The sequence below is a fragment of the Sorangium sp. So ce281 genome (assembly GCF_051527395.1).
GTDB lineage: Bacteria > Myxococcota_A > Polyangia > Polyangiales > Polyangiaceae > Sorangium > Sorangium cellulosum_B.
The window spans coordinates 8,738,286-8,759,120 of record NZ_CP150322.1 but is presented as its reverse complement, the minus strand read 5'-3'; the positions used below and the strand labels follow the sequence as shown (position 1 = coordinate 8,759,120).

Sequence of the window (20,835 nt, the reverse complement as noted above, 5' to 3'; positions counted from 1 at the left end):
GTCACCGCGCTCCCGGCGCCTGCGCGCGGCGGCGTCCGTGCCGCCGCGCGCGCAGGAGCGCGCCGCCGGCCGCGGCGAGGCAGCTCAGCAGCGCCCCGGCGCGCCCCCCGCCGGACGCCCCGCAGGAGCAGCCGCCGCCGGCGCTCGGCTCGGCTGCGCCCGCGCCGGCCTCGCCCCCGCCGGCGCTCGCCGCGCCCGCGGCGCCGCCCGCGCCGGCGCCGGCCTCGCAGGAGGCCGCGGCGCCGACGAAGCGCGCTGTCGCCCGCCAGAGCCCGGGGCAGGTCCGGCCGGTCGAGCTGTCGACCCCGCAGGCCGCCGGCGCGCCGCAGAGCCGATCGAGCGTCATGAGCGGCGAGAACGTCCTGCCCCCGTCCGTGGAGACGCCGGCGGAGAAGCCGTCCACGGGCTCGTCGGCGCAGGCGAAGAGGCCCCGCGCCGTCCAGGTGAGGCAGCGGACGCCGAGCTGCCCAACCTGGGTGAACTCCAGGGTATCCGTGGGCGCCACCCACAGGCCGTCCAGATCGCTGCCGGCCGCGATCTCGGTCCCGTCGGGCGAGAGGGCGAGGCCGAGGAGGCTCGCCGCCTGGAACACCTCGCGCCACGTGGCGCCCCCGTCCCGCGAGACCAGCAGGGCGTCCGCGCCGTCGCCGTCGCGGCGCACGTACACCACGTCAGGGTCGTTCGGGTCCACGGCGCCGAGGTACGGCAGGTTGCGATCGTCGCTGCCAGGGACGTCGAGCTCCTCCCAGGTCGCGCCGCGATCGTCCGAGCGCCGCACGATCCCCTCGAACGTGGGGCCGTTGCGGCGCCCGCTCACGTAGATGCGCCGCGGATCGCTCGGCGCGCTGTCCAGGGTCACGCCGAGGAACGTGCTCGGGAAGTCGGCCCCGGCCTGCGCCCAGGTCCGTCCGTCGTCCTTCGATTCCCAGACCTGCGTCAAGATCGCGTCGCTGGCCATGACGCTGGAGCCGAGCAGGAGGACACTCGCGGGATCCGCGCGATCGATCGACAGATCGACGATGTTGCGCCCGGCGAGCGCGCCCTCGGCGATGTGCCAGTCGCAGCCGCGGTCGTGCGTCGCGCTGAGCCCGTCGAAGAGCCCGGCGAGGATCGAGCCGTCGGCGGTGACGACGAGCATGGGGTCCTCGAAGCCGCTGTAGCCGACGGCCGCTTCACAGATCCACGACCAGCGCTCTCCGCCGTCGTGGGTGGTGAGGACGCCGTAGGTCGCGCGGACGATGATGTGCTCGGGATCGGCGGGATCGACGAGGATCTGGCCGGCGGTGGGGTATCGGCCGTTGGCGCGCGCGGGCGGGGCGGCGGAGAGGGCGAGGCCCGCGGCGGCGGCCGCGAGCCCGAGGGCGATGCGGTTCATCGAAGCGAGGTTCGCTACTGCCGCCGGAACTGCTGGTTCGTCCCGTTGTTGCATGTGTACTGGGCGAGCCTGGCGCCGTCGGCGGTGCTGACCCCGTAGACGTCCACGCACTTTCCGCTGTTGATCGAGCGCAGCGAGACGACGCCGTTGCCGCGATCGATGAGATCCCACTTCTGGCTGTTCTTGCTGCTGTTGCAGTCCGCCTGCGTGATGTTCGCCCCGTTGTTCCGGCTGGACCCCTGCACGTCGGCGCACTTTCCGCTGTTCACGTTCTTCACGGTCGCCGTGGTGCCGCTGATGATCTCGACTTGCCATTGCTGGTCGCTCGCCCCGGTGCACGGCCGCTGGACGACGGTGGCGCCGCTGTTCAGGCTCGCCCCGTTGACGCTCATGCATTTGCCGGAATGGAGGGCCGCCAGGCTCTGGCCGCCGGTGCCGCCGGTGCCGCCGGGGTCGCCGCCGGGATCGCCGCCGGGGTCGGTCGTGCCGCCGCCCAGGCCGGAGATCTGGACCTGCGCGCCCGTGGCCGACACGGAGAGGAGCTTCAGCGTCGCGTTCGTCCCGAAGAGCTGATGAGAAGCGCCGACGGCGAGCGGCGCGTCCCTGAAGCTCCCGCCAGGGACCATGTCGAGCAGGTGCGCCCGGCCGCTCTCTCGCGACTGCGTGAAGAACGCATGGATGAGCAAACCCTTCGTGGAGAGGTTGCGCGAGTCGACGACGTTCGTCGCCGCCGGCTGGCGGAACTCGATCTGGTACATGATGTCGTTCGGGCCCTTGACGCGGAGGAGCTGGGTCCCGGTGCTCGCCTCGGTCATCGGGGCGAGCGTATACGTCCCGTCGGCGGTGACCGTCTGGGCCTGCGACGACGGGATCCACCCGAGGTTCACCTTGTAGTTGGCGTTATAGTGCTGGTTCCCGCCGTCGCCCATCGGGTCGAAAATATCGCCGTACTCGTCGAAGGTGCAGTCGTTGCTCATCGTCACCGTCGCACCGCCGTTGCGGCACGTCCGCGAGGAGGCGTGCCACAGGCCGAAGTTGTGGCCGAGCTCGTGCACGACGACCTCGGGCCAGAGGCCGGCCATCCAGGTGGCGTTGCCGGGCTGCGCGCCCATGCCGGCGTACCCGCAATCCATCTTCCCCATGATCATGTAGTGCTGGTACGCGCTCAGATTGAAGCCGGCGTTCTTCGCGGCGGTCCTGGCCTCGTTCTGCCATCGGTCGTAGTCGTCGCACTTGCCGAAGGTGATGTTGAACGGGCCGGCGAGGTCGTACTCGAGCTGCATCTTGCCGAACGACGAGCCCGCCAGGTGGGTCGCCGCTCCGGCCATCATGTTGCGCACGTCCTGCTCCGTGCCCATCGTCTGGCCGCCGTTGAACTGCACGCGCAGCACCAGGACGCGCTTGGTCCCCGTCGTGACGAGCGCGTTCGTCAGCTCGCTGATGCCCTCCGCCGGCCGCATCGTGTCGACCACGATCGTGCCGTCGCCGGTCTCGGTGCCGAACACGTCCACCGGCGAGCCGCTCGCCGTGCGCCAGTCGATCGACGGCTCGGCGCCCGGCGCCGCATCCGTCATCGAGCCCAGGTCGAGGCGCACGAACACCCCATCTTCCCGCTCCAGCATGTACCGCGCCTCGCCGTTGGCGACGGCGACGGTCAGCGTCCCCGAGGCGGTCGGGGTCGGCCCCGCTTCCTCGTCACCGGCGTCGAGGCTCAGGCAGCCGGGCGCGAACGCGCACGCTGCAATGAGGGCAGCCGTGGTGAGGTGTGACTTGAAGCGCTTCATTGGATCTTCCTTTCCTGGCTCGGTCCGATGCGCCCATCTCCCCCGATGTCGGAGAGCGCCGCACCATCCCCCCTCAGGAGCCCGGACGCGGCGAGACGGAGCGCTGCCAAGGAGAGGCCGCAAGCGCCGCCAGCCTCTCCGCTGCTGATGTAAACTGACGGCCAATCCGCCCGCGGATCCGCGCGACGATCGCTCGCGATCGCCGCGCCGTGCTGCCGTCCTCGCACCCTCGCGAGTGTCTTTCGCCTGTCCCGTCAGAGCAAATCCGCGGCCACAGTCGTGCTATCGGCTTGACACGGGCAACGCGCCTCTCTGGGTGAAACAATCACGTGAGGACGGCCCGTGATCCAATCCGATATGATGTTTGCGCGACTGGCGTGGATCGCGAGGGATCCTGAATGGACATGAAAACACCACCCCAGTGAGACCACGTGAGTTGGTGGATGAGCTCTTGTGCTCGGCGGATCGAGCGAACTCGGCCGGCATTCTGCGCGATCTGTCGCGAGGGTGGCAATCCGTGGTCGCGGGTGAGCGCGTGAGTTCTCCGGTGAGGGCGCGGGCGGCGATGTGGGTAGATTGGCGCGCTCGCGGCGCGCCCTGCCGGCCGTCGCTCCGTCCGGAGCTCCGCGGGGCGCGGCCTGGCCGTGGGCGCGGAGCGTGGAGGGAGATCGAGGGGACCCGCGGCAGGGCCGCTCAGCGGGGCGGGGACAGGGCCGCTCCGCCCAGCTGGACGGCGGCCCCGCGGCGGATCGCGCCTTCGCGGCGCACGGTCGCGTAGACCCCGGCGACTGCCGGGAACACGACGCCGGGGGCGACGGTCGCGCTCGCGACCGCGTTGTGCCGGGCGAGCGCGCGCAAGAGGCCCGGATCGCGCGGGAGGTCGCCCTGGGCCAGCGTGGGGACGACGCAGCGGGGGCAAGGATCGATGACCTCGAGGCGGACCTCCTGGGCGATCTCCAGCGCGCGGCCTATCCAGCCGTTCTCGACGAAGCGGCGCTCGCCCGCGGCCGTCGCGACGACGAGGTTCGGGCGGAACCTCGGGGCCTCGACGCGCCCCGAGGGGTGGAGATCGCGCAGGTGGTCGAGCGTCGCCGTGGTCAGCACGTGCATGGCGGCCACGTCGAAGAACGTGCCGGCCGGCGCGGCGAGCGCCATGGGCTCCTCGACGATCGTGGTCTGCGCCGCGGAGCCGTCCGCGGGCGTCCGATCCGCCTCGCGCGTCGCGGCGTCGGGCGGCCGGCTCACGAGGGCCACGTCGCGGCCGAGGGCGCGCGAGAGCGCCCGATCCACGTCCGGCTGCGCGCTGCTGAGCACGGCCCCGTCCGGCAGCGTGATCCGCACGGGCGGCAAGGGCGCCGAGGGGCGCGGCGGCGCCGCGAAGGCCGCGCGGCACGCGAGCAGCGCGCCCCACTTGCCGGGGTGCTTGGCGCTCGCGACGTGCCCCGTCTCCCGGTCCAGGACGGCGTAGGCCCGGTCGCCGATCGCGCCGCGGTCCGTGATCTCCGCCTCGTCGATCTCCTCGCCTTGCATCGATTTGACCGGATAGCGCCATATCGACACGACCGTTCCGGTGGGCTGTTCGTCCGGGTGCATGCCGTCTCTTTACTCGTTGCTCGATCTCCGGTCGAGCTCGGCGCCAGGAGAGATCGGCAATCACGCGCGTCGGGCTTCACGCGGGGACGATCAGAGCGGCGAGCGGGAGCAAAGCGTAATCGGCGGCCGCGGTAACCCGCATCTCCCCGTCGATCAGGTAGAGGTCGGTCGCTCCGGGTCGATCGTCCAGGATCCCGAGGTCATACACGACGACGTCGCCGTCGACGCGCAGCGTGCGGATTCCTCCGATCTCCTTCTGGTGCGCCGCGGCCGTGAGCCAGTCGTGACCGAGCTCCGCCTTGCACTTCCTGTGACCGGTGTGACCGGCGACCTGCCGCAGGCCGCGCGGGAGCGAACGCGGCTCGAAGCGCCGTGGCCGTGCCGGATCGAGCTCCCATGCCGGATCGCCACCCGCGCGATCGACGCACGCAGGTCGGTGGTAGAGGAGGCCGCCGCCTTCGTTGCCTGCGGCGCCCGCGACGTGGAGAGGCTCGAGCGAAAGCGGCGTGCGCGCGCCGCTCTGCCATTCCGTGCGCCGCGCGTCGACCGCGGCGCGCAACTGTCGCTCGAGCGCCGCCGCCAGCCGATGCGGGTCGCGCTCGTCCGGCATGCCCAGTATCGCGAGCTCGCGCGTGGTCACGCCCGCGTGGGTCAGCAACACAGCGCGGCCGTCGGGCAGCACGCCCGAGAGCGCGAGATGAAAGCGGCCGCAGAGCAGCAGCTCGATGACGAGCTCGCGCTGGGACTCGCTGAACGACGCGTAGTCGCGCGCCGCGAGCCCCGGGGTCGCCACATCGGGAAACCGCGCTGCGAACTCGTCGCGTTGGCGTCGGGCGGCCGCCTCGGCGCCTTCACGCCGCCTGGTCTCCTTGATCGAGCGCCCGAGCGCGCGCGCCGCAGCGAACCGCACGTCGTCGAGGCCGGCGAGCTCCATGACCCGCGCCGCGTCATGGTTGCCGAGGAGGAGCCGCACCTGAGCGGCGTCGTGGCTGGCCAGCCAGCGCAGCGTGCGGAGCCCCTCCGCGCCCGCGCCAACCGGATCATCGAGGTCATAGTCGAAGTGATCGCCGATCGACACGAGCACGACGTCGTCGGCCAGCCGGCCGTCCGCGCCGAGCAACGCGTGCGACGCGAGCACGGCCATCACCTTGGCCATCGGCGCCTGCGGGTCGCCCATCACGAAGATGCGCCGGGGCGTCACCATTTGCTGTGCGCGGCCATGGCGCGTATTTTAGCATGTCCTCAACTTCGGGCAAACGCTTGTCGATTGTCACGCTGTACGGCCGCCTTCCGCCGCTGGTCTTGAGCATCCGGCGCTCAGCCGCCTCGGCCATGGCCTGAGTGAGGAGCCGCTCGTGCAGCGCCAGGCGCTCGGGCGTCGAGCATGACGAGGCAGGGGATGAGCCCTCCGAGCCTGGATGGGATCGAACGAGGGAGAGCGCCATCCTGCCATCACTTGCATGCGTCGCAGGCGCGCAGCGCCCCCCTTCTCCGCCGTACTGCTTCCAAAGAGGCCCGGCTTCGGGACGGGGCTTGGAAGGACCTTCCGTGCCGTGGAGGGCGTCGCTCCCTCGGCGTCCGCCCGACCACCCTCCATCGAGCCCTCCTGGCTATTCCACAATCGTCCCCGGAAGTGGCCTGATCGAGGGGCCGGACTCTCGGGGTTTTCGAGGGATCGAAGGAGGATCGAACGACGTGGCGGAAACCAAGGTGTTTGCAACAAGGGCCGGCGCGGGGAACCGCTCTATTATCCGCTCCGGGCGTTCACCCTCCCCATCTTCGGCCCGCTCACCTGGCGCATGGACATCGCTCGATGGCGAGGCTCAACACCAACAACGACGCGCTGTCGAAGGCGCACGGGCCCGGGGAGCGGCCGCACCAGCCCCACCCGCTTCGGCGTCTTCAAGTGGCGCATGAACATGGTGCGGATTCTTTACTCGGCGTCGACCACTCATGCGACTGCCGGTGCTGGCCCCCCTAGCGTTCTGGTGCCTCGAGGGAAGGAGGGGGAAAGCACTAACCTGGGTACGATTCAGCTTTTTGCTGAACCCGTGACCTTCGGGCTAGAACGCCGACCACTGCTACAGTGTTTGCCATCGGGCGTACTCTTCAGCATCCTTCTCATGGGCGACATGCCCGTCGAGTTTGTCGATATCTATGAAAATGCAACCAGGCTCACGCCCTTCCTCTCGCGAAGGAATATGCTCCGCGTAGAATCTCCACCACATCCATTGTTCGTGACCATTCTCGAGCGGCCCAAATACATCTCCCCTCGTCAGCTTGATCTCCTCGAGCCTCTTCTCTGCGAGTAGTCGCGCAGCAGCCAGTGAGACGGTTGGCGCGCTATACCGGCACGGCAGTACCAAGGCCGCACCTCCAGCCTTCCGCAATTGCCGAGCAATTTCTTGCGCATCACGAAGCCCCAGTTTCACGCCGACAAGTCCTCTGCTCCTCCATGCCTCGCGCTTGCCGTACTTGTCGAGGAGAGTCAAGGCGTGGCCTTCGGGCTCTCTAGGACACGTTCTTACTATTTCGATATCGAACAGCGTGTTGTCTTCCATATCTCTCCTCGCATCAAAACAAGAAGACAGCGGTGCCCTTCCAGACTTCCTTAAAGTCGGAAGTTGAAATACCGTAGGATGATCCCGTAAAGCCGGGGAGCGGATCTCTTATAAAAACCAGGCCGGCTCCATGATCAATCGAATCGACAGTAAGCGTATGAGATCCGGTCCCTGGGATACGCGTTCCGACGACAGCGGATCTTCCTGGCCCAAGGACCTCGTTCAGTTGCTCGATTGTTAGCTTGGGCTCAAATCGGGCATTGGGTATGCCCAGTCCTTTCAGGCCCGCCGGTACGTCGGCAAGAATCGTGCCCTCCGTTGTGGTACCAATAGCGTTTGCAATCGTCTTCTGAGAGAAGTCGTACCCAGCATCGCTGAGAATGTTCTGGCAATTGGCCGCGGTGCAGAACGATTCGGTCTCTTGACCATGAATAGCGCCCGGAGCCGCATACTCCGACTTTGTGACAGCTGAGCCGAACGCGTCCCTGCTAAGCCACTTGGAACCACCAGCCTCCGCGTCCGCAAGCGAGAACTTGAAGCTGCTCGCCGCCAGCCCTCCCAGCAGGCCGCCCGCGAAGCCCGCGGCATCCGCAACATCGTCGCTCGCGCCCAGAGACTTCGCCGTTCCATGAGCAACTGTGCTACCGAGGTGGCCCCCAATTGTTGGAAGAATGAGTCCTTGCAACAGGCCATAGGTCGCGACCGCTTCGGTTCCCCCGACTATGGCCACCGGGGCAAATATCAAAGCAGCCGCTTTCTCTGCCGAGGCGTTGGCGTGCTCCGTCGTCATCCCAACGCCCTTGATCGCCGTAAGTCCGTGGCATCCGTGCTTGCAGATATTGCCGTTGTGTGCCTCCACATCACGTGCTGCGATCTCCGTTTGCAGCTGAGTCTCGCTGTCTGCTTCCGCTTGTCTTGCTGCTTTGTCCGCCTCGAGGAACGCGCGGACGTCCTCAGCCGCAAAGGGAGGACTGTCGTCAGCCGTTAGATGCCAATCGGAGTTTGGATTCGGAGCATGGCAATTCCCCGAGGGACAGGCAGTTGTCTGCATTCCGTTCGAATCGCGATTGGCAACCGGACTATTTGTGCAATAGGCGTAGACGTTCGGCCCATCCACCATCCCCGCCGGATCTGCCGCCGTCCACCTCCCCAGCCACGGCGCGTAGTACCTCGCCCCGTGGTAGTAGAGCCCCGTCTCCTCGTCCTTCTCCTTGCCGGTATAGCGATACCGCTTCCGGCTCACCTCCGCCGCGCTGCTGGCCGACCAGTACGCCGTCGTCCCAAAGGGGTGGTACTCCTCGTAGCCGATCACGAGCCCCGCCCCGTCCACCTCCAGCGACGCCGACCCGAGGTGGTTGTCGAGCTGGTAGCGCACCCGCGGCGTCACCGTGAACGGCCCCGAGGTGTCGACCGTCTTGGTCTCGACCATGGCCACCCGCCGCGCGCCATCCATCACGTGCAGCGTCTGTCGCTCGAGCACGAGCCCCGTCGCGTTGCGCTTGCGGTAGACCTCGTAGCCGCCGAGGTAGATGCGCTCCTCGACGAGCCCGTTGTGCTCCCAGACCTTGCGCACGCGCTGCCCGGCGGCGTCGTAGGCGTAATACACGACTCCGCCGCCGTCGAGATCGGTGCTTCGCAGCTGGTCGTTCTCATCCCACGTGAGCGCTGCGATGTGCGGCATGGCCGTCATGTTGCCGTGGGCATCATGGACATACATCGGGCTGGACGGCTCGTCTTCAGGATCCCCGAAGGTGCTCTTGAGCCGGTTGCTCGTCATCTCGTAGGAATACCGCCGGATCCAGGTCCCCACGCCGGCCAGATGCTCCATCCGCTGGATGTTGCCGACTGCGTCGTAAAAGTACTTCTCGGTGTAGTTCCTGAGGGCCTGCGCGTCGTTCGCGTGGGGCAGCGCCTGAATCGGCAGGTCGTTCTGGTCGCGCTGCACGTCGGCGAGCCCACCCGCGTGCTCTCGTCCCGTCGCCTCGATCAGGCGATAGACCGCGTCGTAGATGTACTGCGCGTTCGGCGACACCACGGCGTTGTTGAAGAACACCGTCTGCTGAGCGCTATCGTTGATCTCGACGATGTTCCCGACGGGGTCGTACGTGTACGTGAGGTTCTGGAGAACGGCGCCATCCGAGCTGCGCGTCGTCCGGAGGCGCGTGAGCCGGAAGGTCAGCGGATCGTACGTGTACACCGTGGACGTGCCGTTGCCGTAGTCGATCCGCTCCCGCTGGCCCTTCGCGTCGTAGTCGATGTTGTCAACGAAGGTCGTCCATGCCGCCGCCCCCCGGACGCGCACCTGGATGCGCTCGAGCAGGCTCGCCTCGTTGTACGTGGGCTTGATCTCGCTCGCATCCGAGGCGGTCAGGCCATCCGGGGCGGTCAGGCTCGTCGGGCGGTTCAGCGCGTCATACGCCGTCTGCGTTCCGAAGCTCTCGGCCTCGAGCAGCGGCTCGGCGGCGGCGGCGATGGCGGCCACATCCGTGAGCGCCGACAGCACCGACCAGTCGGCGTCACCGTGCACATCGCTGCGCAGCCGGCGCGACGCCTGCAGCAGATTGCCCTTGAAGTCGTACGCCTGGCTCGTCACCACACCCGCGCCATCATACACCTGGTGCGCCTGCCGGCGCAGGTTCAGGGCGGTCGCCTGCGGATGGGCTTCGCCATAGACGTACCGCCGCGCGAGGCGCTCGCTCGCTGAGAGGGGTTGCACGTGCTCGAGGGTTATCCGGCGTAGCACGTCATAGGACCATCGGTAGCTGAACCCCCGGCCGTTCCAGGCGCGGAGCCGCTGCCCTGTCGCGTCCGCCAGCATCCAGCGCTCGCCGCTGTCATTGCTGTTCTGATACAGCAGCTGCCCGCCCAGCCCGAAGCGATATGAGCCAGCCGCGCGATCGTACCGCAGGATCGGCGTGCCCCCCACTCCACGAGTTCCGCTTCGTCCTCGTATTCGTGCGTCGAGTTGAAGAACGGCTCGTACTGCTTGACCGGATCCAGCACCGTGCGCCCGGTGCCGACCCAGCGCGTCGTCGGGTGCGAAAAGACCAGGTCGCCCTGTGCGTCGCGCTCGGGCGCCAGCCCCGGCTCCGCCCGCACCTTGCGCAGCATCTCATTGCCCGAGCCGTCCGAGTAGATATACGTGTCCAGCCAGCGCGGCTTGCCCGCGCCGTGCTGCTCACGGGCGCGGGAGGTTCTGCTTGTAATATAGCGCCTCGCTTTCCTCGAACAGCACGCCGGGCACCCCTCTCCATCGAGATCGACCCACCGCCGCCCAGACCCCATCGTACCGCCGGGCAGGTTGCGAAGACTCGCGGGGTCGAGCGACGTCACCTCGCGGTGGATCACCGGCTCCCTGTACGTCAGCGCGCCGGGCGGGAGATCACCGGTGTGAACACCGGGCTGTGCGACCGCCGGTGCGTGCTCCTAACATCCTGTTGGCCTTGGGGGAAGGAGGGGCCAACAGCAACTGGGTTCGATTCAGCCTTCGGGTTCGAGCCATCTGTCAGCAGAACTGCGAGTCCAACGCGCACGTGCAACGAGATTAAACCACCCGGATCGATCTTTGCTTCCCCGATATAACATAACTCGTTCACACTCGTATTCGTCCGGTGCTGGACGTCTGCAGTAGACGGCGACCTGCCTCCGGCGGTCCCCAGTAAGATCGACGATGGTGAACGGCCTCCACATGAACTCGTTGCCATCGTTCTGAGGTGCGATTGACTCGGTACTCTTTCGGGGGAGAGGCTCGTTGATCCAGTGAAATTCGAGTCGGGCAGCCCTGGTTGCCTCCGATGCACGAACCGCAACGAGGCCCTGAGGGATAGGCGATTCACTCGAGCAGCCCTCTACAGCCCACAGGCCGTCGCTAACCTCGTTACCGACCGACGCTTGACACACCACACCTCGCTTGCCGATGAGCAGCAAAGCTTCGCCGCGAGAAGGGGCTTGAGCGCGATAGGACGGTAGGGACGTTATTCGGAGCGTCCCCGGCGAGACACGCGAAACGACAAACACATCAACACCCTCCGGCTTCACCACTCCTTCCTTCCGGGAGACGCGATACACTTGATACCAGCCGCACCGCTCCGCCCCATAGTATTCGAAAGCTCCGCCCACCTCGATGTCTCCCTCACCGTAAGCACGTCGGAGGTAGACTTGCTGTGCAGAACAGTGCAGGTCAGTCTCCGCGACCTTTCGCACGAGGGACTCGGCGCCATCGCCGAGGCTAGACCCATGCGGCAAAGGGGCAACAGACGGCTCTGGGGCCATCGTAACACGAGCGCGGCACTGGCTTTGGTCCACGCTGGTCGCCTCGCGTGCACCGGCGCAACCGGCGCAGGCCAAGGCCGCCACCGCGAACGCTTCGCTGGTTCTAATCGTTCCCCTTTGACTTCGTGTCATCGGGTTGATTGTCGCACAACCGAAATCGATCGTCGAGGCTGGGGTAAGCGGCGTGGCCCGATGTTGCAGTGTCACGGTAACGGACGCGGCGCCCGGGTACTCAACGGCGCCTCGCAAAAACTCCCGCCGCCGGGCCGCCAGGGGCGGGTGCATCGCGTCGTTGAACCTCGTCGCCGCCCTTCAGGAGGGCTCCCCGGGGCGGCCGGCGTCGCCCCGCCCCCCGGCGGCTCGGCTCGGTCTGGTTTTGTTCGGCGCTCAGCTCGGTGTACGCTCACCTCGGGGCCCTGCGCTCCGACGGGCCCCTGTTATCACCCGGCTACGCTCTACGCCCTCCGGCGAGCGTACCGAGTCCGGCCTGCGTCCGGCCTGCACCCGCCTAGGCGGCGGAAGCGACGACGTTTCACGGATGTGAGGCCGGTTAGGTCGCACTAAAACACGTTGCGTACTACTCGATTGCGACTGAACCATGCGGTCACCTCCAAGAATATCTTGACTTTCGGATCGCGCCTTGCGCGACCCACGCGCAGGTAATTGATCTATTGTTGATCCGCGGCCTTAGCTGCTCTCTGCCACACGCTTTCTTTGGTTTCGACGCTCCGTGCCGCTTGCTCCCACATGGTGGGAGTTGCCGACTTGATGGCCTCCGTTTCGCTCGGCGCCGAAAAGAACTCGTGGACAGCTTTAGCCAAATGATCGGCGGGTTCAGTCTGGATACTGAGCCAGTTACCAAGGGGGCCATGCTCGTCGGATATACCCTGAGATCTCAGGCCGGCATGAGCAGCCAGCTCATGGAAGAACGTCTCCAAAATCGCATCTTCAGATCGGCTTGCCTCTTTGCTCGAATCGATAGGACTGCGAAATCGGTTCGCCACAACAATCAACCCCTGGGCTGGCTTCTTGTCTGTCGCTGGGCGTCGGAGCGCTGGATCCGTGTCGCCGCCTGCCCTCTCGTCCCGCATCTTCCTCTTACCCCAATACTCATTGCTCGGGTATGAGTCTATCGTTTCGCCGGCCATCACTCCATCTTCTTTGTGTCCCCAGACCGGCACGTCTCCGGGCTCGAAATCGCCTTGAAGCTTGTCGTTAGGGTAAAGACTGTCCTTCGACACGTTTGACGCCGCTGTGGTAAGATGCCAATCACCTGATTGAATGGCGCGTGCAGCGGACGTAAACCATTCCGGTACATCCTTCTGCGTAACGCCCGGAGGTAGCTGAATTTGACTCTTAACGAAGATTCGATTTTCCCGCCAAGAGAACGCGTTCTTCATCCAGGCCGGGATTTTCTCATTGCGCTTGATCATCTCGACAAACTGTCTCGCAGATATCTTTGATTCTGGAGAAACCGTGAGACCACCCACAGCTCTCTTTCCTTGATGACCACTTGGATCCTTCAGTACTATTGGGTTTCCACTCACGAGCGCGTACAAGTTCGTCCCATCCACCATCCCAGCCGCATCCGCGCTCGTCCACCTCCCGAGCCACGGCGCATAGTACCTCGCCCCGTGGTAATAGAGCCCCGTCTCCTCGTCCTTCTCCTTGCCCGTGTACCGGTACCTCCTCTGCGAGACCTCGATCCCCGACGCCGCCGACCCGTACGCCGTCGTCCCGTAGGGGTGATACTCCTCGTAACCGATCACCAGCCCCGCCCCGTCGACCTCCAGCGAGGCCGACCCGAGGTGGTTGTCGAGCTGATAGCGCACCCGGGGCGTCACCGTGAACGGCCCCGAGGTGTCGACCGTCTTGGTCTCCACCATCGCCACCCGTCGCGCGCCATCCACCACGTGCAGCGTCTGTCGCTCGAGCACGAGCCCCGTCGCGTTGCGCTTGCGGTAGACCTCGTAGCCGCCGAGGTAGATGCGCTCCTCGACGAGCCCGTTGTGCTCCCAGACCTTGCGCACGCGCTGCCCGGCCGCGTCGTAGGTGTAATACACGACTCCGCCGCCGTCGAGATCGGTGCTTCGCAGCTGGTCGTTCTCATCCCACGTGAGCGCTGCGATGTGCGGCATGGCCGTCATGTTGCCGTGGGCATCATGGACATACATCGGGCTGGACGGCTCGTCTTCAGGATCCCCGAAGGTGCTCTTGAGCCGGTTGCTCGTCATCTCGTAGGAATACCGCCGGATCCAGGTCCCCACGCCGGCCAGATGCTCCATCCGCTGGATGTTGCCGACTGCGTCGTAAAAGTACTGCTCGGTGTAGTTCCTGAGGGCCTGCCCGTCATGCGGATGCGGCAGCGCATGGATCGGCATGTCGTTCTGGTCGCGCGGCACATTGTCAAGCACGGCCGGGTGCTCTCGCCCCGTCGCCTCGACCAGCCGATACACCGCGTCGTAGACGTACTGCGCGTTCGGCGACACAACGGCGTTGTTGAAGAACACCGTCTGCTGCGCGCTGTCCTTGATTTCAACGATGTTCCCGACGGGGTCGTACGTGTACGTCAGGTTCTGTAGAACGGCGCCGTCCGAGCTGCGCGTCGTCCGGAGGCGCGCGAGCCGGAAGGTCAGCGGATCGTACGTGTATTCCGTGGACGTGCCGTTGCCGTAGTCGATCCGCTCTCGCTGGCCCTTCGCGTCGTAGTCGATGTTGTCAACGAACGTCGTCCATGCCGCCGCGTCCCGGATGAGCACCTCGATGCGTTCGAGCAGGCCCGCCTCGTTGTACGTGGGCTTGATCTCGCTGGCCTCCGGGTCCGGCGCGATCAGGCGCGTCGGCCGGTTCAGCGCGTCGTACTCCGTCTGCGTATCGAAGCTCTCGGCCTCGAGCAGCGGGTCGGCCGCGGCGGCGATGGCCGACACATCCGTGAGCGCCGAGAGCACCGACCAGTCGGCGCCAGCATGCACCTCGCTGCGCAGCCGGCGCGACGCCTGCAGCAAGTTGCCCTTGAAGTCGTACGCCTGGCTGGTCACCACACCCGCGCCATCATACACCTGGTACCCCTGCCCGCGCAGGTTGCGCTGCAGCGCTTCAGGATGCGCTTCGCCGTAGACCACGCGCATGACGAGGCGCTCGGGCTCAGCGTCGAGGAACAGCCACGTGCGTGTCGGGCGTTGTAGGGTATCGTAGGTGTAGCGACGATTCTGCCTCCTGCCGTTATAACTGCGCACCGGTTTATCGCCGATATCGACGACGTTCAGGCGAACTCCACCGTCCGGGCTCGTCGTGGAAAACTGCCGCCCAAGGACGTCAAACTGCTCGGTAACCGCCTCGACGCCGCGTGCGTCGACCACACGGAGCACATTGCCTTGCACATCGAGCTTGCTGCGTGTCTGGTGGGAGGGGGCGTCCACCCCGTGGATCTTGTTGTGGATCACGGTCCAAAAGGCACGTCCGAGCGCGTCGAGATGCGTGGTCGTCGGCGTATCTGCATGCTCGAGCGCCAGCGTCGCGGCCCGTTGGTCTGCAGGGCTCGCCGAGCCCGCCTGCCGCTCGGTCAGCCAGCGCGTGCCCGTGACAGCGTCGTTCTGGTCGAACGCCCGCCCGAGCCAGGCATCGAATTCGACGCGGGATTCGGTGCCGTCGGGAAACTCCGTGCGGATGACACGATCGATCGGGTCGTAGTGCAGGATCGGGGTGACGCCCCATTCCACCAGGTCCGCCTCATCCTCGTATTCCGCGGTGGAGCTGAAGAACGGCTCGAATTGCTTGACCGGATTGCCCTTGTTGTTGAAGACCGTGCGGCCTGTCCCGACCCATCGGGCCGTCACCGGCCCGATGACGAGCGCGCCATTTCCGTCGCGCATGAGGACACCTTGGCCATCGCGGAGCGGCGCGTCGCCGGGCTCGGCCTGAACCTTCCGCATCACCACACGACCGAAGCCGTCGCAGTATACAAAGCTCTCTTGAAATGGCGTGCTCGGACTGCCGGTGTAATGCACCTCCCGCGCGTACGTGTGCACGAAGGCCGGCTTTTGTTCGACCTGCCAGCGAAGAATGTCGTATTCGATGCGCGACGTCGGGTTGTCGAGCGTATCGCCCTCGTTCGCATTGTCTTTGCCCATCACGGCGCTGCGCACGACCCTGCCGAGCGCGTCAAAGGCGACGGCGGAGCGGTTGAGGTTCGGGTCGGTGATGTGCCACGGGGCAAGGACGCGGTAGTCGTTCTCGGCCTGGACCTGATTGTTCAGCGGATCCGTTGAGGTCTCGATGAGCAGCGCAAAGTCGTCATAGGTGACGAAGGAGTGCCCGCCGAACGGGTCGACCGCTTCAACCGGCAGGTAGAAGCGCGCAGGATCGAAGATGACGTGGCCGCTGGCCGTCCAGTACCCCCCGTCGCGCTGGACATAGCGCCCCTCGGACAGCAACACCGCAGGATCGAACGCCGTCGCGCTGAGCTGCCCGGATTTCTGCACGATCTCGCTCACGAGCCCCGGCGTCAGCGCGAGCTCGTAGCGCTTGTAAGGCAGCGCAAGGGCTTCGACTTCACCGAGCGGCAAGGGCCCGGAAAGGTCGTCCTCGTAAAAGACCTGCTGCGTTCGCTGGATCAGGCGGCGCTGGGGTGCAAGGCCGGTCGGCTCGCCCTCGTAGGGCAGATCGTCCGCCGGATCGAGCGTATCGAGGACACCCGTCCCCTCGTCATCGTGCAGCGCGGAGCGAGCCAGCAAGCCCTGTCCAGCGGCTGGCAGCGTGAGCCCGGTGAGCTCGAAGAGCCGCTCTTCGCATTGCACGCCAACCCTGTACCACGTGATTTCCGTTGGCTTGTTGATGTAATCGGTCTCCGACACCGTCGCCCACGCGCGTCGCTGCTCCGGCTCTCCCGTGGCGCGTGCATACGCGACCGACACCCTGCGCTCGACGTTGCCGAATTCGTCTACGTCAATCACGAGGTCGTGGACGACGCGCGGATCGTCGGCCTTGCGCTCGCTGTGAATGAGGACACGCTCTCGCTCATGCACCATGAAGACGCCGTGCCGCGTGCCTTCGCTCGTCTTGATGCACCTGACCTCGAAGCTCTGCTCGGTCGTGAGATACGGGATATTCTCTTTGTCTGTGCCGTCCAGCGCGTAGATCTCCTGACGCAACAACCTCCCGCGCAGCGCTCGCGCCGCCTCGCGCTCGTCCTGAATGGACATGCCCTGCGGGAGCACGGTGTCCTTCAAGAGCAGGGCGGCCGTCCCCTTCTGGAAGTACTCCTCCGTCAGCTCCCTTTCCAGCCGCTCCTTCTCGAGCCAAGCGCCCGTGTGATACCAGCTCACCGTCCGTACCGGCGCCTGGAAGAGCTCGGTCCCTGAGGTTCCAACCGTGAACTCCTCCGCGTCGCGCTGCTCGACGCGGGCGAAACCGCGAAACTCGCGCTCCACGCCGTCGAAGAACCCATGCCGGTAGCGATACGTCGTCACGAGCCGGCTCTTCGAGATTGCGTCGACGTGCTCGACATGGTCGACCACGTGCACCGGGAAGGGGAGGCGCGTGAGCCACTGGATGCCGGCGGCCCTGTCCTCGAGGTAAAACTTCGTCGACGTCGCGTAGCTGATCGTCGTCTCCGCTCCGAGGTTGTTGACGACCGAGCGGAGCAGGTGCGGCTTCGCGCCCGCCATCAGGTCCACGTAGAAGATGGAACGCGCCGTGGGGAGCGGCGACGACCAGACCAGGCACGCGGTGCCCTGGCCGAGCAGATCGACGATGCCAAGCCGTACAACGCTGTCCACCGGCGGCAGCGAGTGGATGTGCACCGGCGCGGTGAGGCGATTGCCGGACTCGTTCAGGTAAAGGGCGACGCGATCGCGCCCCAGATAGAAGATGTCGCTGGTGCCCGAGCCGTCGACGTCGCCGAAGCGGACGCGCCGCGCGTCGAACTCGTCCATGGCCGCGAAGACGGGGCTGTTCTCCAGCGTGACCTTCTTGCCGAAGCGCCCATAACCGAGGTTGGGCCAGAAGCACACCTCGCCGTTGCGCACGCGGACGATGTCGACGAGCCCGTCGCCGCTCATGTCGGCCAGCTGGATGCTCTGCTCCGGATCCGCGAACACGACCGCCGGCCCGCGCTCGTCGTCGTCCGGATGGAAGACACGCTGGGCTTCGCCGAAGCCCTGCTTCGCCTTCGAGCGGTACCAGACGAACGCGTGGTCCTCGGTGATCAGCAGATCCGCGAGGCCGTCGCCATCGAGGTCGATGAAGCGCAGGTTCGGATCCATCCAGTCGATGTTCGGCAGGGACTCGAACGTCCGGAGCGCCTCGAAGCCGCCCTCTTTCGTGCTCGAGAAGTAGCCGGAGAGCGGCGCGCCGTAGGCGACCAGATCGAGCTGGCCATCCCCGCCGAGGTCCTCCAGCTGCTGGATGCCCCCCACGAGCGCGCTCGGCGCAGGCAAGGCGGAGAGGGTGCGGGGCGCCTCCAGCTTTCCTTGCCCGCGGTTCGCCTTGTAGTACCAGGTCGACCCTTCGTCGATGAGCACCCCGGGGATGCCCTCGCCGTTGAGATCGATCCACTGCTTGGCCGCTCCATCCACGCCGCCCTCGATCCCCACGAGGCTGTCGCGCGGGAGCGCGCTCAGCGTGTCGTTGATGACGGGCCGCACGTAGTCGAGGCGCAGCGTGGGGAGCACCTGGCGCTGCCAGGTGCTCGTGACCGTGTCGAACAGATAACCCGCCTGCGTGACACCCACGAGATAGGTGAACGCTCCGCTGGCATCGTACTCGAAGTCCGTCGACCTGACGAGCACCGGCGTGCCATTGGCGGGGAAGCGGTGAAACATGAGCACGCGACGGCAAAGCCGGTACGTACGCACCTCGAACGTGGCCCTGTAGCTCGAGAACGGGTCCTGGCGGACCGTCCAGGGCGAGGTCCCCGGTCCGGAGTCCGCCGGTGTGGGTACGGCGGTGGTGGTCGTCTCGGCGGGCGCGTGCTCGCCGTAATCGAACACCATCTCCATCATGAAGCCGCTCGCGACGAACGGAGCCGCATTGCAGTAAAGGACGCGCTTCAGGTAGCGCTGCGCAGTGGCAAGGAAGACAAGATCCCCTCCCTGGCGCTCGAAGCGGCTCTTCTCGCTCAAGTCCGAAGGGTCGACGCCGGCGCGATCCTCGGCCTTGTACTCGTAACGAATGATGTTGCCCTTGTCGTCGCGGCTCTCGTCGAGCAGCCAGCTGAAGACGCGCGCACCGCGGCCCACCTCCGGGCCTCCGGGGTCCGCGATGCGCGTCTCGGGCGTCTGGCCATAAAAGTGGGTTGTGTTGTCCTTGGTGGTCACACGCCAATGCACGTCGCCGTCATTCTTTCGGATCCAGCGCTCGATGCGCGCAAAGAGGCCTTCCACCCGCGGCCTGTAGGTGCGCGCGACATGGGTATCTCGATCGAGCTCACGCTCGCCGGTCTGGCTGAGCGTGGGGACCAGATCCTCGGCGCCCGAGAGGATGTAGTCGTCAGAATCGATGTCGTCCAGGTAGCGAGGCAGGCCCTTGTCGGTCTTCCGGGTGATGCTCGGCACCGAGAGAGCGAATCCGAGGCCGAAGGCGCCGTTGCCGCCCCCGCTGTCGTACGCGAGCTGAAGCTGCGGGCCGAACCCGCCGCGGCCGGGCGACGCGGGGAGCGGAACGGCGAGCGACGAGGTGCCCGTCGCCGCGTTGACCGAGAACTTCTCGCCGATGCCGCGGATGGCACCTCCGCCCTTCGGCAGGGTGAGCGCGGGCAGCAGGGGCTGCCCGCCAGGTTCGCGGCCCTTCCCGTCGCCGGACCCGTCGCCCGGGCGCGCAGCGCGCGCTTCAGCGCCCTGATCGGGCGCCTCCTGCGCGCGGTTCGTCGACGTCGTGTCCGGTTGGCCTTTACGGCCGTCGCTGGATTGCTCTCTCTTTTTCATGACGCCTCACCGACGGTTCAAGGGGCCACCACGCTCTGGATCAGTTGAATGCTGGGCTTCGGTGCCTTGCTCTCCTCGGCCTGAAAGACTCCCTTCATCTTCGCGAGCTTCTGCCGGATCCACTTGCTCGATGTGGCCGCCGTGAAGAGGCCGCGGAGCTGCTGCGGAGTGAGGTCGGCGACCTCGGAGACGACGCCGATGCCGTTCCGCCGGATCCGCAGGGCATTGTCCATCTGGTCCTTGCCGTGGGGAACGATGACGATGGGGACCTCCTCCCAGATGGACTCCTTGATCGTGGCGAGGCCGCCGTGCATGAACACCACCTCGGCCTGCTTCAGGATGTCGAGCTGCGAGACCCAGGAGAAGAGGCTGACGTTCTTTGGAAGGCGGTTGTTGAGCGGGTCCACGTCGACGCCATATTCGACGTTGAGCTGAGCGAGGAGCTTGTCGCCGACCGCGAGGACGAGGTGATGGCTGTCCATCCTCTGGGTCTTCATCATATCGATGAGGTTGTTGAAGAACTGCCGTGCCTTGAACTCGTAATCCTGGACTTGCGAGCCGGCGGTGCCGAAGATGAGCGGCTTGTCCGTCGGGATCCCCGCCGTATTGCCGGGCAAGGAGCCTCCGCCCAGGTGCTGCCGCGCGATCATGGGCTCGACGTACTTGACGTGGTCGCCATGATTCCAGTCGTCGTCGGTGAAGTCGAACGCACGGGGGCAAGGGATCAGCTCGAGCTTGTCTCGGAGCGGCTCGATGAATTGATCGATGTCGAGGCCCGGCTGCGGCGAGACGGAGTCGATGATCTTTTGCGAGACGGCGCGCGGCATGTAGACGAGCTTGGTCTTGGCGTGGAGCCTGGGCGTGTCGTCGGGGTGGCGGAGGTACGTGGTGATCAGGATGAAAGGGATCCCGTATTTGCGATGGATGAGCAGCGTCTCGAGCGCGGTGAAGTAGCCGCCGATGAGCAGGTTCGGCGCGGTGGGCCCGAGAAAGACGTCATCGAGCGCGCCGCGGCAGATCGGCAGGAGATGGTGCGGCTTCCAGCGCTGATCGATCGGCTCGAGCTTGTTCTCGTACGAGTGCCCGAGCGGGTATACCGACGGTAAAATCTCGTGGAACATCGGGTCGTTCAGAGAATTCATGTACGGTTCCATGATGAAACGGCAATCCGGGATGCCCATGAACTCCACGGTGTAGCCGGAGCTCTGCAGGGATTTGGCCAGGTTGATGCACGGTAGCCAGTGGCCCTGTTCTTTGTAGAGGTCGGGCCAGATCATTACGCTTGCCATGTCGTTCTCCTCATGACGCAGTAGAGACCGCGGACGGTT

At 66.2% G+C, this 20,835-nt stretch carries 8 protein-coding genes; all 8 read right to left on the bottom strand.

All coding sequences use genetic code 11. The features are described 5' to 3' along the window. Position 1: 1 nt before the first annotated feature. Positions 2–1,375 carry a WD40/YVTN/BNR-like repeat-containing protein gene (locus tag WMF27_RS33260; RefSeq protein ID WP_437764844.1) on the bottom strand — a complete coding sequence of 458 codons (1,374 nt, stop codon included), beginning with the start codon at positions 1,373–1,375 and terminating at the stop codon, positions 2–4. A gap of 14 nt (positions 1,376–1,389) precedes the next feature. Next, positions 1,390–3,159 (bottom strand): RICIN domain-containing protein, encoded by a 1,770-nt coding sequence (locus WMF27_RS33255; protein WP_437764845.1) that lies wholly within the window; start codon positions 3,157–3,159, stop codon positions 1,390–1,392. Positions 3,160–3,852: 693 nt separating this feature from the next. Beyond that, the gene (locus WMF27_RS33250) at positions 3,853–4,752 is read right to left on the bottom strand and encodes an MOSC domain-containing protein (RefSeq protein ID WP_437764846.1); all 900 of its coding nucleotides are present in this window, start codon (positions 4,750–4,752) and stop codon (positions 3,853–3,855) included. A 76-nt stretch (positions 4,753–4,828) separates the two neighbouring features. Beyond that, positions 4,829–5,956 (bottom strand): metallophosphoesterase, encoded by a 1,128-nt coding sequence (locus WMF27_RS33245; protein WP_437764847.1) that lies wholly within the window; start codon positions 5,954–5,956, stop codon positions 4,829–4,831. Between the two features lie 877 nt (positions 5,957–6,833). Further along, positions 6,834–7,313 (bottom strand): hypothetical protein, encoded by a 480-nt coding sequence (locus WMF27_RS33240; RefSeq protein ID WP_437764848.1) that lies wholly within the window; start codon positions 7,311–7,313, stop codon positions 6,834–6,836. Positions 7,314–7,326: 13 nt separating this feature from the next. Beyond that, a complete protein-coding gene (locus WMF27_RS33235) occupies positions 7,327–10,239 on the bottom strand; it encodes an RHS repeat-associated core domain-containing protein (RefSeq protein ID WP_437764849.1) in 2,913 nt (970 codons plus the stop codon). A gap of 2,014 nt (positions 10,240–12,253) precedes the next feature. After that, entirely contained in the window at positions 12,254–19,507 is a 7,254-nt protein-coding gene (locus tag WMF27_RS33230) for a SpvB/TcaC N-terminal domain-containing protein (RefSeq protein ID WP_437764850.1), read from the bottom strand. A 17-nt stretch (positions 19,508–19,524) separates the two neighbouring features. After that, positions 19,525–20,796 carry a glycosyltransferase gene (locus WMF27_RS33225; protein WP_437764851.1) on the bottom strand — a complete coding sequence of 424 codons (1,272 nt, stop codon included), beginning with the start codon at positions 20,794–20,796 and terminating at the stop codon, positions 19,525–19,527. Positions 20,797–20,835 lie beyond the last annotated feature (39 nt).